We start from the raw sequence: 16,149 nt of genomic DNA, 5'->3' as shown, positions 1-16,149 counted from the left end.
GCCGAAAAAGCAAGATCAGGGGTGTTTGTGGGGAAACGATTCGACTCCGGAGCGCGGACCGAGACGCGGACCGGGGTGGTGATCGTCGGGGCAGGCCCGGCGGGGCTCGTCCTGGGGAACCTGCTGCTGGACCGTGGCATCGACTGCGTGATCCTGGAACGGCGCGGACGCGAGGCGGTGGAAGGGCGGGCCAGAGCCGGCTTCCTGGCCGCCCACTCCGTCCGCGTCCTCACCCGACACGGGCTCGCGGACGGGCTGTCGGCCCGGGGATGGACCCACCAGACCTGTCTCTTCCGTAGCGAGCGGGGTGAATTCACCCTCGACTACGGCGCGTTGGGGCGCGGCGAGGTCCATACCGTCTACCCCCAGCAGGAGTTGGTGCGGGACCTGCTCGCCGAGTACCTCCGGCGCGGCGGCGACGTCCGCTTCGACACCGAGGTCGAGGAGATCACCGAGGACGGCCGGGTCCGGGTCGCCGACGGTGCGGAGGTGGCCGGACGTTTCGTCGCCGGGTGCGACGGACACCGGGGAGTCGCCCGCGCGACCATGGCCGCGCACGGCACCCGCACCGCCCGCTGGGACCACGGCGTGAGCTGGCTCGCGGTCCTGGTCGAGGCCCCGCCCAGCCTCGAAGCCGTCGGATACGCCCTGCACGAACGGGGATTCGCCGGCCACATGGCCCGTACGGCGACCGTCACCCGCTACTACCTCCAGTGCCCGCGCGGCACCGATCCCGCCGACTGGAGCGCGGACCGGATCTGGACCGAGCTGGCGAACCGGTTCCGCACGGACGAGTTCGGCGTGCTCAAGGACGGTCCCGTACTGGAGAAGGCGGTCGTCGACCTGCGCTCCGACGTGCTGGACAGCCCCGGCGCCGGACGCCTCTGGCTGGCGGGCGACGCGGCCGGACTCATCAGCCCCTCCGCCGCGAAGGGCGCCAATCTCGCCGTACTCCAGGCCGAACGCCTCGCCCGCGCACTGGTGTCGGCACTCACCCGCGACGACGAGAGCGACCTCGCCCGGTACGCCGCCGACTGTCTGCCTCGCGTCTGGCGGGCCCACGAGTTCTCGCACTGGATGAGCGGCCTGCTGCACGGCCCGACCGCCGAGGACACCGAGCACACCGTCGACGCCCGCGTCCGCTACGGCCGCGCGCTCCAGTACGCCCGTCTCGACAGCCTGCGCACCTCCCGCGCGCACCAGGACTTCTTCGCCGAGAACTACACCGGCATCTGAGTCCGTTTCCCGTCTCCCGTCCCACCCACGATCACCGGGAACCCCCTCATGAACTTCCCCGTCGTACAGGCGCGCCTCGCCGCAGCCGACGTAGCCCGCATCCAGCGCGCGGCGGTCTACGTCGAAGCCCACGACACGGACGACGTCCTCGCCGAGCTGCTCCCGGGCCTGACCCCCGCCGAACGGGCGGACGTGGCACGGCACTTGGTCTTCGACCACACCGCCGTCCTCGTCTTCCCCGACTCCCTCGACGGCCTCTGCGAGGAACTCCGCCGCCTCGGCCTCGAACCGGGCGACATCACCCCGAGCGTGGTCGTCCGCGACCGCCTCACCCGCCGCTACGGCCCGGCACTCGCCGACATCCCGGTGGGCATCGTGCACGTGGCGGTCGGCACCCGCAGCGTGGAGATCTTCGCGCTGCCCGTGGCCCCCGACTCGGCGCTGGAGGCCGTGGCCGCCGACGAACGCGAGGCGGAACACGAGTCGCACCACGCCTTCGCGGTCACCGCCCCCGGCCCGGTGGTCCCGGCCGGCCTCCGGCTCCTCCTCCAGGAACGCGGCGGCGCGGTCCCCGACGGCGGCGGCTACAACGGCCACGAGAACGTCACCGTCCTCTACCACCGCACCACCACCCACCGCCGCTTCGAACTCCGCCTCCCCGGCCGCCACGAGCCGCTGCCCGACCCCACGGCTGCGCTGCTCGGCGTCATGACCGGTGCCTGGGCCACCCAAGCGGTCGCCACCATGGCCGAGTTGAACATCGCCGACCACCTGGCCGAGCACCCGGGCCTCGACGCCGACACCCTCGCCGACCTCACCGCCACCCACCCCGACGCACTGCGCCGCCTGCTCCGCTACCTCACCACCCTGGGCCTGCTGACCTCCGCCGCCGGCACCTACCACCTCACCGCCACCGGCCAACCCCTGCGCACCGGAACGGAGTTCTCCCTCCACCCGCTGGCACAGCTCTACGGCGGCCCGTTCTACGACTCCTTCACCGGCCTGACCCACGCCGTACGCACCGGCGAGGAGGCCTTCGCCCACCGCCACGGGCAGCACCACTTCGCGTATTTCGCCCAACACCCGGAACTGGGAAGCCTGTTCCACCGGGCGATGGCGGCCAGCGCCGAGATGTTCACGCCGGTACCGACCCTGATCGACTTCTCGGCCGTACGGCGCGTGGTCGACGTGGGCGGCGGAAACGGCGCGCTGCTCGCCCGACTCCTGCGGGCCCACGCCCACTTGGAGGGCGTCCTCTTCGAACGCCCCGGCGCCCTGGAGGCGGCCCGCACCCAACTCCCCGACCGCTGCACCTTCGTCGCGGGTGACTTCACCCAGTCCGTACCGGAGGGCGGAGACGTCTACCTCCTCTCCCGGGTCCTTCACGACTGGGACGACGACCGCTGCCTCACGATCCTCGGCAGGTGCGCGGAGGCGATGCGCCCGGGCTCCCAACTCCTCGTGGTGGAACGCCTGTTGCCGGCCCCGACGGCGGTGGCATGGGACGTCCACATGCTGTGCAACGTAGGCGGCCAAGAACGAGACGAGGACCACTACCGGCGCCTGCTGGAGAAGGCAGGCTTCGAGGTACAGGGTTGTGACGCGCTGCCGCTAGGGGCGTCACTACTCAACGCCGTGAGAATTTAGGGGCGCGGGGAACTGCGCGACCAGCACCCCACCCACCCGCACCCGACAACAAGCCCTAACCCGCTTGCCCCATCCCCGCAGCATTGGGCCAACTCTGAGCATTGGGCCACCCAGTAGCCGGCGCCGGCGCCAGGTTCTGCATCCCGTTGGGACTGGTGGCCCCCCGAACCTGCGCGGCCGTAAGCCCATTGCGGGCGGGCACACCGGTCGGCGTCGGCCCCTGCGGGGGCATCGGCGCCGGCGCGGGCACGCCGTAGGGCTGCTGCTGTTGGGGCATCTGCTGAGGCATCTGCTGCGGCACCTGGGCCAGCTGCTGCGGCATCTGCGCGACGGCCTGCATCGGCATCCCCGCCCCGTTCGACTGGTCGACCATCGCGGTCATCGGCATCGGCTGGAACTGCGGCTGGGGCTGCGGCGGTTGAGGCTGGGGCACCTGCATGGGCACCGGCTGGGGCTGCATCTGAGCCGCCGCGGGCATCGGCACCTGCATCGGCATGCCGACGCCCGAGGTCCCGGTGCCGAGGAGCGCCTGCGCGGCGAGGTTCTGCATCCCGGCCCCGTTGGTCGCGCCGACGAGGCGGTCCACGGCCGCCGTACCCGAGCTGTAGTTGGTCCCTGTACCCAGCTCGGGCACGGCGGCTCCCCTCCTGGTCCCGTAGAGCACCTGTTCCATGCCGGACACCAGGCGACGCACGTCCGTCTGGGGGCGCACCACGAGCCGCAGGAAGCGGCTGGACGAACCGATCTTGTTGCCGCACTCGCGGACCAGGATGCGGTGCTCGGTGAGCATCCGGTCCCGGACCACGGTCCCCTCGGCGCCCACGGGGAGGCGTACGAAGAGGAAGTTGCCCTGCGACGGATAGACCGTCAGACCGGGCAGCGCGGAGAGATGGCTCGCCATGTCGAGCCGGTCGCGGCGCACCTGCTGGAGGCTCTGCGCGTACTCCGCGCCGTGCTCCTTGAGGATGAACACCACATGCTCGGCAAAGGCGTTGAGGTTCCACTTGGGCAGCATCGAGCGGATACGGCCGGCGAGGGCCGGGTTCGCGACGAGGTAGCCGAACCGTATGCCGTGCAGGCCGAAGTTCTTGCCGAGGCTGCGCAGGACGACGACGTTGGGGCGGAGCATCGCCTCTTGTACGACGCTGGGTTCGACCTCCGCGTCGGCGAACTCGAGGAACGACTCGTCGATGATGACGAGGTCCAGGTCGGCCATCGCGTCCATGAACTGGACGAGCGCCTGCTTGTGCAGGAAGCCGCCGTCGGGGTTGTTCGGGTTGCAGATGACCGCGACCTTGGTGTTGCGCTTGCGGATGAACTCGGCGTACTGCGTGAGGTCCAGGACGAAGCCGTTGGACTCCTGGAGCGGGAACATGTCGACCCGCTTGCCGGTCTCCATGGGCTGGTCGGTCCAGCGGCCGAAGGTGGGGACGGGGATGGCGAGGGACTCGCGGACCATCAAGTGGTCGATCCAGGTGATCAGTTCGGTGGAACCGTTGCCCATCGCGACGCAGCTCGGCGGGAGTTGGAGCAGATTGCACAGCTCGGCCGTGATGGTGTCGGCGCTGCTCGGGTAGTACGTGATGATCTCGCGCAACCGCGCCGCCATCTCGTCGAACATGGCGGGGGTGGGGAAGTACGGGTTGCACGGGATACAGAAGTCCACGGGGCCGGTGCCGTCGCTCTCACGCGCCAGCGCTGCCATCGACGGGCTGTGCGCCGCCGTACTGCGGAACAGCGAGGTGACGTTGGAGTCGGCCAATGGAACCTCCGTATGAAGGCGGGCCCGGCGGGGACGACCGGGCCCGTCGTCTTGGGTGGCCCGCGCGGGGGAGCACGGGCCACCCATCAATACGGAGACGGGTGTGGCGCTGTTCAACGGATGTGAAAATGGTGTGAGTTCGGGAACCCCGGGCCCGAACTACGCGTCAGCTGTGAGGCTTCAGGAGCTGAAGGTGTGGATCGTCGACGTCTTGTACGTCTGACCTGGCCGCAGCACCGTCGACGGGAAGTTCGCGTGGTTCGGCGAGTCCGGGAAGTGCTGGGTCTCCAGGCACAGGGCGTCGCCCTGGCGGTAGGTGTGGCCGCCGGTGCCGGTCAGCGTGCCGTCGAGGAAGTTGCCGCTGTAGAACTGCAGCCCCGGCTGGTCGGTGGCGATCTTCAGGGTGCGGCCGGAGTGCGGGTCGTGCAGGGTCGCGGCGTGCTCGGGCTTCGCGGTGATGCCCTTGTCGAGGGCCCAGTTGTGGTCGTAGCCCTTGGCCTGCACCTGCTGGACGTGGCCGGCCCGGATGTCGCGGCCGATCGGCTTGGTCTTGCGGAAGTCGAACGGGGTGGCGGAGACCTTGGCCAGCTCGCCCGTGGGGATCAGCCCCGAGTCGGTCGGCGTGTAGCGGGAGGCGGGGATCGTGAGCTGGTGGTTCTCGATCGTGCCGCTGCCCTCGCCGGCGAGGTTCCAGTAGACGTGGCTGGTCAGGTTGACGACCGTGGCCTTGTCGGTGGTGGCCTCGTAGTCGATGCGCCAGTCGCCGTGCTTGTTGAGCGTGTACGTCACCTTCACCTTGAGCGTGCCCGGGTAGCCCATCTCCCCGTCGATGCTGGTGTAGTGGAGGTGCAGGCCGACGTCGGAGCCGGAGGTGAAGCCCTCCACGTCCCAGATGTGCTTGTCGAAGCCCTGGGTACCGCCGTGCAGGCTGTTGACCCCGTCGTTGACGGAGAGCTGGTAGCTCTTGCCGTCGAGGGTGAACTGGCCCTTGGCGATGCGGTTTCCGTAGCGGCCGATGAGCGCGCCGAAGTACGGGGTCTTCGCCACGTAGTCGGCGATGTTGTCGAAGCCGAGCGACACGTTGGCGTACTTGCCGTGCCGGTCCGGGAGTTCCAGGGACTGGACGACCCCGCCCCACGACAGCACCTTGAGCCGGGTGCCGCCGTTCTCCAGCGACCAGCGGTGGACCTTGCTGCCGTCGGCGAGGGTGCCGAAGAGTTCCTTCACGGGCTTTCTGCCTCCGGATGCCGCCTGCGCCGTACCTGTACCGAGTGCGCTCGCGGCGATACCCGCTGCCGCGGCTCCTGCAATGACCGTGCGTCTGTTCAGTTCCATTGAGCGGCTCCTGCACATGGAAGGGGCCCCGCCGTGCTGTGCGAAGGACAGACGTGCGGGGCCCGAGCTGGACTTACGAACCGGACTTGCGCTTGTTCCACACGTCGAAGCCGACCGCGGTCAGCAGGGCGAGGCCCTTGATGACCTGCTGCCAGTCGGTGCCGACACTGAGGAGGTTCATGCCGTTGTTCAGCACGCCGAGGACGAGACCGCCGATGATGGCGCCGAGGACGGTGCCGACACCGCCGCTCATGGACGCGCCACCGATGAACGAGGAGGCGATGGCCTCCAGTTCGAAGCCGTCGCCCGCCTTCGGCGAGGCCGCGTTGAGGCGGGAGGTGACCACCAGACCCGCCAGGGCCGCGAGCACGCCCATGTTCAGGAACACCTGGAAGGTGACGCGCTTGTCCTTGACGCCGGACAGCTTCGCGGCCGGCAGATTGCCGCCGATCGCGTAGATGTGGCGGCCGAAGACGGTGTTGCGCATCACATAGCCGTAACCGGCCACCAGGACACCGAGGATGATCAGGATGATCGGCGCACCGTCGTAGCTGGCGAGCAGCAGGGTGAGCCAGAGGATCGCCGCGATGATCGCGACGAGCTTGAGCAGGAACAGCTTCGTGGGCGGCACGTCGAGCAAGAACTCCTGCTGCCGGCGCCGGTCGCGCACCTCCTGCCACACCACCGCGGCGATCATCACGAAGCCGAGCAGCAGCGTGATGTTGTGGTAGTTGGTGTTCGGGCCGACCGCGGGCAGGAAGCCGTTGCCGATCTTCTGCAGGCCGTTGGGGAAGGGGCCCAGCGTCTGGCCCTGGAGGAGGATCTCCGTGAGGCCGCGGAAGAGCAGCATCCCCGCGAGCGTGACGATGAAGGACGGTATGCCCGCGTAGGCGATCAACAGCCCCTGTACCGAGCCCGCCACGGCGCCCATCAGCAGGCACAGCACCAACGCCACTGGCCACGCCACATGGTGGTTGACCATCAGGACCGCCGCGAAGGCGCCCACGAACGCGGTCAGCGAACCGACCGACAGGTCGATGTGCCCGGCGATGATGACCAGCATCATGCCGATCGCGAGGATCAGGATGTAGCTGTTCTGCAGCACCAGGTTGGAGACGTTGCGCGGCAGCAGCAGGTCCCCGCCGGTCCAGATCTCGAAGAAGATCACGATCAGACCGAGGGCGATCAGCATGCCGTACTGCCGCATGTTGCGGCGCAGGCCGCCGAGTATCAACTGCAACAGGCCGCCGCCCGCGGCCGATCCGCTCTTGCCCGGCGGCGCGGGGGCCGGGCTCTTGGCGGTCACGTCCGTGCTCATCGGGTTACCTCTTTGTCCTTCGTCATCTGGCGCATCAGCACTTCCTGCGTGGCCTCGGCCCGGGGCACCTCACCGGTCAGCCGGCCCGCCGCCATCGTGTAGATGCGGTCGCACATGCCGAGCAGCTCCGGCAGTTCGGAGGAGATGAACACCACCGCCTTGCCCTCGGCGGCGAGTTGGTCGATGACCGTGTAGATCTCGTACTTGGCGCCCACGTCGATGCCGCGTGTGGGCTCGTCCAGGATCAGCACCTCGGGACCCGCGAAGATCCACTTGCTGAGGACGACCTTCTGCTGGTTGCCGCCGGACAGCTTGCCCACCGGCTCGAACACCGTCGGCGCCTTGATGTTCATGGACTTGCGGAACCGCTCGGCGACCTGCCGCTCCTCCTGCTCGTCGACCACACCGCGCTGGGAGACCTTGTTCAGGGCGGCCAGCGAGATGTTCCGGTTGATCGTGTCGATGAGGTTGAGGCCGTAGTGCTTGCGGTCCTCGGTGACATAGGCGATGCCGTGTTTCACCGCCTCCGCGACGGACTTGGTACGGATCTCCTGGCCGTCCTTGAGGACCGTGCCGCCGGCGTAGCGGCCGTAGGAACGCCCGAAGACGCTCATCGCGAGTTCGGTGCGGCCGGCGCCCATGAGTCCGGCGATGCCGACGATCTCGCCCCTGCGCACATTTATTGACACATCGTCAACTACCTTGCGCTGCTGGTCGATCGGGTGGAACACGGTCCAGTCGCGGATCTCCAGCGCGGGCGCCGCCTCGGACTCGCCCTCGTACGGGGTGCGTTCGGGGAAGCGGTGGTCGAGGTCGCGGCCGACCATGCCGGAGATGATCCGCTCCTCGGTCGTCTCCGGCGCCTTCACGTCGAGGGTCTCGATGGAGCGGCCGTCGCGCAGGATCGTCACCGAGTCGGCGACCCTGCGGATCTCGTTCAGCTTGTGCGAAATGATGATGCAGGTGATGCCCTGCTTCTTCAACTCCAGGATGAGATCCAGGAGTTTGCCGCTGTCCTCGTCGTTCAGGGCCGCCGTCGGCTCATCCAGGATGAGCAGCTTCACCTTCTTCGACAGCGCCTTCGCGATCTCCACGAGCTGCTGCTTGCCCACGCCGATGTCGGCGACCCGGGTCTCCGGGTGGTCGCTCAGGCCCACCCGGCGCAGCAGTTCGGTGCCGTGCCGCAGGGTCTCGTTCCAGTTGATGAGCCCGCGCGTGGCGTGCTCGTTGCCGAGGAAGATGTTCTCCGCGATGGAGAGGAACGGCACGAGTGCCAGTTCCTGGTGGATGATGACGATGCCGCGCTGCTCGCTGGCCCGGATGTCGCGGAAGCGGCACTCCTCTCCTTCGAAGAGGATGTCGCCCGAGTAACTGCCGTGCGGATGGACGCCGGAGAGCACCTTCATCAAGGTGGACTTCCCGGCGCCGTTCTCACCGCAGATGGCGTGGACCTCGCCCTGACGGACCGTCAGTGTGACGTCCGACAGCGCTTTGACACCGGGAAAGGTCTTGACGATCGAGCGCATTTCCAGGACGGGTCCCGCCATGGTCGTGCCTACCAATCAGTGTTGAGTCGGGTAACTGGACGCGTGCTTACTTGAGTTGGGCGTCCGTGTAGTACCCGCCCTTGACCAGCACGTCCTCGTAGTTGGTCTTGTCCACGCTGACCGGCTGGAGCAGGTAGGCGGGGACGACCTTGGTGCCGTTGTCGTAGGTCTTCGTGTCGTTGGTCTGCGGCGTCTTCTTGTTGAGGACGTCGTCGATCATGGTGTCCGCGACCTTGGCGAGCTCGCGGGTGTCCTTGTAGACGGTCTGCGTCTGCTCACCGGCGATGATCGACTTCACCGAGGCCAGCTCGGCGTCCTGACCGGTGATGACCGGCAGCGGCTTGCTCGCGGAGCCGTAGCCGTCCGACTTCAGCGCGGACAGGATGCCGATGGAGATGCCGTCGTAGGGCGAGAGCACCGCGTCGACCCGGCCGCTCTTGTAGGAGCCGGTGAGGATGTCCTCCATGCGGTTCTGCGCCTTGGTGCCGTCCCAGCGCAGGGTGGTCACCTTGTTCAGCGCGGTCTGCCCGGACTTGACGACCAGTACCTTCTTGTCGATGTACGGCTGGAGCACGCTCATCGCGCCGTTGAAGAAGTACTTGGTGTTGTTGTCGTCGTTCGAGCCGGCGAACAGCTCGATGTTGAACGGGCCCTTCTTGCCGCTGTTCAGACCGAGCTTCTCGACGATGTAGGTGGCCTGGAGGACACCGACCTTGGTGTTGTCGAAGGACGCGTAGTAGTCGACGTTCTTCGTGCCGAGGATGAGGCGGTCGTAGGCGATGACCGGGATCTTCGCGTCCGCGGCCTCCTGGAGCACGTTGTTCAGGGACTTGTTGTCGATCGCCGCGATGATCAGGCCCTTGACGCCCTGGGTGATCATGTTCTCGATCTGCGAGACCTGGGTGTCCGGGTCGTCCTCGCCGTAGACCAGCTTGGTCTTGTAGCCCTTGGTCTTGAGGTCCTTGACCATGTTGTCGCCGTCGGAGATCCAGCGTGCGGAGGACTTCGTCGGCATCGCGATGCCGATCGTGCCGCCCTTGGCGCTGCTCTCCTTCTCCTTGCTGCCGCCCGAACCGCTCTGCCCGCATGCGGACAGGGTCAGTGCGAGGGTGGCGGCGCCGGCTATCAGGGGAAGGGCGCTTCTGCGGATGCGCATGTGAACTGGCCTCATTCTTCTCGTCGTTGAGAGTGCAGCGAGTGGGTGGGGGTGGTTCGGGATGCGGTGCGGTGGTGCTGTGTGCGGGTGTGTTGTGGAGCGGGGTGGTGCGGGCGGTGTTGTGTGGTGCGGGGGACTGCGCGGCCGGTCCTCGACCGACCCGCAGCCCCGGCGCTCATCCGGTGGCGGTCTCGGTGGGAAAGCGGTTCAGCGTGCCCGGCAACCTGGACCCCAGCGGAGCCATGTCGCCGTCCGCGCCGTGGCGGGCGAGGAGATCGAGGGCGAGACGGCCCCGGCGGACCCGTTCGCGTGCCGTGTCGAGGGTGACGTCACGGAGGTGGGTGCCCCACGGGTAGATGCCGGGGGCCTTGGAGAGGCCGAACTTCAGGTACAGGGGGGCGCCGCGCCGGATGAGTTCCGCGACCTCGTACATCCGGATGTAGCCGCCCAGGTCGTCCGGCGCCTCGATGTACATGTCCATCGGAGCCGCCGACACCCGCCGGATCTCGGTGAGGTGATCCAGCGTCAGATCACTGGGCACGTTCAGCGAGTCGGCGCCCAGTTGCTCGTAGACCGCGTACGCAGCCGGGTTGACCGGACCGATCAGCGCCGACACCTTGAGCGTCGTATCGGCCGGGATGATCCCCGCCACCCGCGCCCGGTGCAGCGTCCACAGCACCCCCTCGTCGGCGACGAGCAGGCACTTGACGCCCAACTCCGTTGCCCGCAAGGCGTCTTCGATACACCCGGCGACCGCGTCATGACCCCGGGCGCGCAGGCCTCCACCGCGCGAGTCGGACCGTACGGAACCGCCGATGTCCCATGTCCCGCGCGGACCGGTGAACAGGCACAGCTCGATGTCCCGTGCAGCGGACGCCTCGACCATCTCGGTGATCTCGGAGTCGGTCAGCATCCACACGCCACTGCCCTGGCTGATCCGGTGGATCGGCACGTCGAGGCGCGAGGACTCCTTGAGGATGACCGCCAGCGCCTCGGGCCCCTCGCAGGAGGGGATCTCGGTACGCCAGCGACCGCCGCCGGGGAACGTGTGGGCCGAGGCGTCGGCCGGGTCGAGGGCGGGCGCGCCCAGGCCGAGCGCGGAGAGGGCCTGCTCCCCGGGCCGGCGGGCTGCCTTGGCGGTGTCGGTCACTTGCTGTCCTTCGCGTTCGGTATTTCGGACGAGGTTCGCGGCTCGGGGTAAGGAGAGACGGTGGTGGTACGTCGGCACGGGGTGGTCAGGACACCCCGTGCCGACGTACGGCTTGGGTTCCCTACGGCCGCAGCAGCACCTTGCCCACCTTGGGATCGCCAGACCCCACCAGCTCGATGGCCTGCGGGAACTCGGAGAGCGGCAGCTCATGGGTGACCAGGGCGAGCGGATCGAGCAACCCGGCCCCGAACACCCGCACCGTGTACGCCCAGGCGTCCGGCGGCGCCCCGAAGACGGTGTGCACCTCCAGTTGCCGTACGACCAGGTCGGTCGGGTCGAGACCGGCCGCGCCCGGCGCCGGGATACCGGTGAGGACCAGGCGGCCACCGCGCCGGAGCAGGGACGTGGCCGTACGGGCCGCGTCCGCCGAGCCGGCGGTCTCGATCACCACGTCGAAGTCGTCCGGGAGGGGTTCGTCCTTGGTACGGAAGTCCGTGGCGCCGAACTGCTCCGCGAGGGCCGCGCGGTCCGGGCGCGAACCCACCACCAGGAGTTCGGCGGGGGAGTTCGCCCTGAGGAACTGGATCGCGAACATGCCGAGCGTTCCGGTGCCGACGACAGCCGTTCTCTCTCCCGGCCGCGGGTTCGCCCTGAGCGCCGCCGCCGCGATGCAGGCCGCCGGTTCCAGCAGCGCCGCCGCCGTCAAGTCGGCCTCGTCCGGGAGGACATGGAGCAACCGGGCCGGGAGGGTGAGGGTGCCGGCCATCGCGCCGGGCTGGGTGAACCCGGTCTCCTCGTAGCCCGCCGAGCACAGCGTTGTCTCACCCGCGTGACACCGGTCGCAGACCTGGCAGTTGCGGAAGCCCTCGCCAACCACCTTGCGGCCGACCAGAGTCGACGGCACCCCGGCGCCGACGGCCTCCACCGTGCCGGACCACTCGTGGCCCGGGGTGAGGGGGTAACGGACGTATCCCTCGGGCCTGTTGCCCTGGTACACCTCGCGGTCGCTGCCGCAGATGCCGACCGCGTGGACGCGCACCAGCGCCTCGCCCGCGTCCGGCCGCCGGGGCTCGTGCGGGGTGAGCCGGTGCTCGCCCGGCGCCGCGATGACCACGGCGGTGCTCACTGCTGGGTGCCCTTCGGCTTGCGCTGTTCCCAGCCGTCCGCCCACAGGTCGAACCGGGCCTGCTGCTGCGGGAATTCGGCCGCCGCGTCGGTGTCCAGCTCGACGCCGAGACCGGGCGCGTCGGAGAGGTGGAAGTAGCCGTCGATCACCTGCGGGGCGCCCTTGACGACCTTCTTGATGTCGGCGTCCGCGAAGTCGTTGAAGTGCTCCAGGATCTTGAAGTTCGGGGTGGAGAAGCCGACTTGGAGCGAGGCGGCGGTCAGCACCGGCCCGCCGACGTTGTGCGGGGCGATCAGGACGTAGTGCGCCTCGGCGGTCGCGGCGAGCTTGCGGGTCTCCCAGATGCCGCCGATGTGGCCGACGTCCGGCTGGATGATGTCGACGGCCTGGCTCTCGAACAGCTCGCGGAACTCGATCCGGTCGTGGATGCGCTCACCCGTGGCGATCGGCATGTCCACCTTCGCGGCGACCTTCTCCAGCGCCTTCAGGTTCTCCGGCGGGACCGGCTCCTCCAGCCACGCGGGCTTGAACGGCGCGAGTTCACGGGCGAGTCGTACCGCGGTCGACGGCGAGAACCGGCCGTGCATCTCCAGCATCAGCTCGGCGTCCGGACCGATCGCGTCCCGCACGGCCTCGATGAGGGAGACGGCGTACAGGGTCTGCTCGTGGTCGAGTTCGAAGTGCCCGGTGCCGAAGGGGTCGATCTTCAGCGCCTTGTAGCCGCGCTCCATGACCCCCTGGGCGGCCTTGTGATAGGCCTCCGGGGTCCGCTCGGTGGTGTACCAGCCGTTCGCGTACGCCTTCACCTTGTCGGTGACCTTGCCGCCGAGCAGCTGCCACACGGGCACGCCGAGGGCCTTGCCCTTGATGTCCCAGCAGGCCATCTCGATCACGGCGATGCCGGACATCACGATTTCGCCCGCACGGCCGTAGTCGCCGTACTTCATCCGGCGTACGAGGTCTTCCGCGGCGAACGGGTCCGAACCGAGAATGTGGTTTGCCTCGGCCTCGCGCAGGTAACCGATGAGCGCATCGGTGTGGCCCAGCATCCGGGTCTCGCCGACGCCGGTGACGCCCTCGTCGGTGTGCACTTGGACGTACGTCAGATTGCGCCATGGCGTCCCGACCACGTGCGTACTGATTCCCGTGATGCGCACGGCAGCTGCCCCCTGTGCTCTTCGATGCTGTTCGAAATCTCGGCTCACGTTCGAAATGCTGGGCAGACAGTAAGGACGGCGGGGCGGGGGTGTCAATGGGTCGAACGCGTAACGGTTTCGGCGGGGATGCGACCGGCGTACCGCTCGACGTACCGATCGGCCGCGTCGGTTCGTGTCGGTTCTTGTCGTTTCCCGCCACGTCCCTACACAACTTTCACAGGCGTGACTAGGAACGTCACGTGTGAGGAACTTAGTCTTCCCGCGTCATGGACTACTGCCACCCCTGCGGCCGACACCTGAACGGCGCCCTCGCGTGCCCGGGGTGCGGCACACCAGCCGAGCCGACGCACGCCGACGTGGGCGGGACCCACGCGCACCCGCACGAGGGCGCGCACACACCTGAGGGCGCGCCCGCCGACGTACCCGAGGACGTACCTGAGGAAGGGGCCGGGCACGGCGAGCCCCAGGGCCGCGCGGCACGGCGGCGGAACCGCGGACGCGGTGGGGTCGACGGTGACAGCGAGAGCGACACCGACGACATCGAGAGCCCGGACGGTACGGCGAGTGCGAGCCGTCGCGATCGCAAGGCCGCGGCACACCGCCGGCGGCGGCGCCGGGTGCTCCTCATAACGGCCGGTTTTCTACTGGCGGCGGGCGGCCTGAGTCTGGCCGAACTGGGGACGGACGCGCCGTTCTCGCTCCCGAGGTCCGCGTCGCCGGGCGCGTCGGCGGAGGGCGGGGCGGACGCGGAGGCGAGCAAGACGGCGGAGCCGCTGGACGTCACGAAGACCGTCGGCACGGGCACCGGCGCGGGTACGGCGTCACCGGACCCCTCGGCGTCCTCGTCGACTTCTCCCTCTCCCTCGGCGTCGAAGTCCTCCGGTGACGGCGACGGTGACGGCGACCTCGGCAAGTCGGGTCGGTCGGCGACCACGGGCTCGGGCGTGAACACGTCCTCTTCCCCTACGGCCACGACCTCGACGGACACCCCCACCTCGGACCCGACGACCTCGGACCCGAGCCCGACACCGTCGGCTTCGGAGACGTGCAAGCAGATTCTCTGGTGGTGTTCCTGAGCCGCCGCGCCCTGTGAGTGGCTTGGACTTGTGGTGGTTCCGCTGAGCCGTCCCGCTCAGTCCTCCAGCATCCGCTGCAACAACCCCCGCAACGCCAGCCGTTCCTCGTCCGACAGTCCCGCGAGCGGCTCGCGGGCGAAGCGGAGGGAATCGCGCAGGCTACGGGCCACCCGGCGGCCCTCGTCCGTCGCCGCCGCCAGCTTCACGCGGCGGTCGGCGGGGTCGGGGCGGCGCTCCACCAGGCCACGGGCCTCCAGCCGGTCCACGATCCCCGTGACGTTCGACGGCTCGCACTTCAGCCTGCGCGCCAGCTTGCGCATCGGCAGCGGCTCCAGGGACAGCAGGCTGAGCAGCCTGGCCTGCGCCCCGGTCAGCGCGTGGTCGGACGCCGCCTCCTCGTAGTCCGCGTAGAACCGCGACACGACATCGCCGATCAGCTCGACGACCTCCATGGTCACGGGGTCGAGGCGGCGCGTCTTTTCGGGTGTGGCCATGGACTGAAGCGTACCCCGTTACTTGACATCATGAAATATTCAGGCGCATTGTTGTTTCAGGTACTGAAGTATTTGGCACCGTGAAGCTTGGTACGAACCCGCATCCGGAAAGGCGCTTGTGATGATCAACCGCGAATGGCACCTGCTCAGCCGTCCCGTCGGCTGGCCGAAGCCCGAGGACTTCGCCCTGGTGGAGACCGAGACCCGGACCCCGGGCGAGGGGCAGGTGCTGGTGCGGAACAAGTACCTGTCCGTCGACCCGTACATGCGCGGCCGCATGAGCGCCGCCAAGTCGTACGTCGCCCCCTTCGAGCTCGGCAAGGTCATGCAGGGCGGCGCGGTCGGCGAGATCGTCGAGTCGAACGCCGAGGGCTTCGCGGTCGGCGACCACGTCCTGCACTTCGGCGGCTGGCGCGAGTACGCGACCATCGACACCAAGGGCGCCGTCAAGGTCGACCCCGACCTCGCCCCGCTCTCCACCTACCTCGGCGTCCTCGGCATGACCGGCCTCACCGCCTACGCCGGGCTGCTGCGCACCGCGTCCTTCAAGGAGGGCGACTCGGTCTTCGTCTCCGGCGCGGCGGGTGCGGTCGGCAGCCAGGTCGGGCAGATCGCCAAGCTCAAGGGCGCGTCCCGGGTCATCGGCTCCGCCGGGTCCGACGAGAAGGTCAAGCTGCTGGTGGAGGAGTACGGGTTCGACGCTGCCTTCAACTACAAGAACGGGCCGGTCAGTCGGCAGCTCCGTGATGCCGCTCCGGACGGTGTCGATGTCTACTTCGACAATGTCGGCGGCGACCACCTGGAGGCCGCGATCGGGTCGCTCAACGAGCGTGGGCGCATTGCCATTTGCGGCATGATCTCGGTCTACAACAGCACGGAGCCGGTCGCCGGGCCGAAGAACCTGGGTCGCCTCATCCAGACCCGCGGGCGGATCGAGGGGTTCCTCGTCGGTGACCACTACGACCTTCAGCCGGAGTTCGTGCGGGAGGTCGGGGCGTGGGTGGCTTCCGGGGAGTTGAAGTACCGGGAGACCGTTGTCGAGGGGATCGAGAACAACCTGGAGGCGTTCCTTGGGCAGTTGCGGGGGGACAACACGGGGAAGATGATCGTGAAGCTTTGAGCTGAGCAGTGGTGGAGTTGGTGGG

At 68.7% G+C, this 16,149-nt stretch carries 13 protein-coding genes; 4 read left to right on the top strand and 9 right to left on the bottom strand.

The window, feature by feature from the left end; all coding sequences use genetic code 11:
• The first annotated feature begins 27 nt into the window (after positions 1-27).
• Positions 28-1,236 (top strand): 4-hydroxybenzoate 3-monooxygenase, encoded by a 1,209-nt coding sequence (locus JHN63_RS28165; RefSeq protein WP_307782003.1) that lies wholly within the window; start codon positions 28-30, stop codon positions 1,234-1,236.
• A 48-nt stretch (positions 1,237-1,284) separates the two neighbouring features.
• Entirely contained in the window at positions 1,285-2,883 is a 1,599-nt protein-coding gene (locus JHN63_RS28160) for a methyltransferase (RefSeq protein ID WP_200685784.1), read from the top strand.
• A gap of 55 nt (positions 2,884-2,938) precedes the next feature.
• Here JHN63_RS28160 and JHN63_RS28155 read toward each other — a convergent pair whose 3' ends face one another.
• From JHN63_RS28155 to JHN63_RS28120, 8 genes are all read right to left on the bottom strand, one after another.
• Positions 2,939-4,645, bottom strand: coding sequence for a histidinol-phosphate transaminase (locus tag JHN63_RS28155; protein ID WP_200685782.1), 1,707 nt, complete (start codon positions 4,643-4,645; stop codon positions 2,939-2,941).
• 180 nt (positions 4,646-4,825) lie between these two features.
• Complete coding sequence (locus tag JHN63_RS28150; RefSeq protein ID WP_200685780.1) at positions 4,826-5,980, bottom strand: aldose epimerase family protein; 1,155 nt, start codon at positions 5,978-5,980, stop codon at positions 4,826-4,828.
• Positions 5,981-6,053: 73 nt separating this feature from the next.
• Entirely contained in the window at positions 6,054-7,298 is a 1,245-nt protein-coding gene (mmsB, locus tag JHN63_RS28145; protein WP_200685778.1) for a multiple monosaccharide ABC transporter permease, read from the bottom strand.
• On the bottom strand, positions 7,295-8,845 hold the full coding sequence (mmsA, locus tag JHN63_RS28140; protein ID WP_200685776.1) for a multiple monosaccharide ABC transporter ATP-binding protein: 1,551 nt from the start codon (positions 8,843-8,845) through the stop codon (positions 7,295-7,297). Before mmsA ends, mmsB begins: the two co-directional genes overlap by 4 nt.
• Positions 8,846-8,891: 46 nt before the next feature.
• Positions 8,892-10,001: a multiple monosaccharide ABC transporter substrate-binding protein gene (gene chvE / locus JHN63_RS28135; protein ID WP_200685774.1), complete on the bottom strand. Its 1,110-nt coding sequence runs from the start codon at positions 9,999-10,001 to the stop codon at positions 8,892-8,894.
• 175 nt (positions 10,002-10,176) lie between these two features.
• Positions 10,177-11,151, bottom strand: a complete 975-nt coding sequence (locus tag JHN63_RS28130; protein WP_200685772.1) for a hypothetical protein — start codon at positions 11,149-11,151, stop codon at positions 10,177-10,179.
• 121 nt (positions 11,152-11,272) lie between these two features.
• Entirely contained in the window at positions 11,273-12,277 is a 1,005-nt protein-coding gene (locus JHN63_RS28125; protein ID WP_200685770.1) for a zinc-binding dehydrogenase, read from the bottom strand.
• The gene (locus JHN63_RS28120) at positions 12,274-13,434 is read right to left on the bottom strand and encodes a mandelate racemase/muconate lactonizing enzyme family protein (protein WP_200685768.1); all 1,161 of its coding nucleotides are present in this window, start codon (positions 13,432-13,434) and stop codon (positions 12,274-12,276) included. Before JHN63_RS28120 ends, JHN63_RS28125 begins: the two co-directional genes overlap by 4 nt.
• A gap of 356 nt (positions 13,435-13,790) precedes the next feature.
• Between JHN63_RS28120 and JHN63_RS28115 the strand changes: the two genes are divergently transcribed.
• Positions 13,791-14,510, top strand: a complete 720-nt coding sequence (locus JHN63_RS28115; protein ID WP_307782002.1) for a hypothetical protein — start codon at positions 13,791-13,793, stop codon at positions 14,508-14,510.
• Positions 14,511-14,566: 56 nt separating this feature from the next.
• Here the strand turns inward: JHN63_RS28115 and JHN63_RS28110 are convergent, their stop codons facing one another.
• Entirely contained in the window at positions 14,567-15,004 is a 438-nt protein-coding gene (locus tag JHN63_RS28110) for a MarR family winged helix-turn-helix transcriptional regulator (RefSeq protein WP_200685764.1), read from the bottom strand.
• Positions 15,005-15,125: 121 nt separating this feature from the next.
• Here JHN63_RS28110 and JHN63_RS28105 point away from each other — a divergent pair, with 121 nt between their 5' ends.
• On the top strand, positions 15,126-16,124 hold the full coding sequence (locus JHN63_RS28105; protein WP_200685762.1) for an NADP-dependent oxidoreductase: 999 nt from the start codon (positions 15,126-15,128) through the stop codon (positions 16,122-16,124).
• The last annotated feature ends 25 nt before the right edge of the window (positions 16,125-16,149 follow it).

This window comes from Streptomyces sp. MBT65 (assembly GCF_016612545.1).
In the GTDB taxonomy this organism is placed as follows: domain Bacteria; phylum Actinomycetota; class Actinomycetes; order Streptomycetales; family Streptomycetaceae; genus Streptomyces.
The sequence above is the reverse complement of the archived record's forward strand: the minus strand, read 5'-3'. Positions and strand labels throughout refer to the sequence as shown.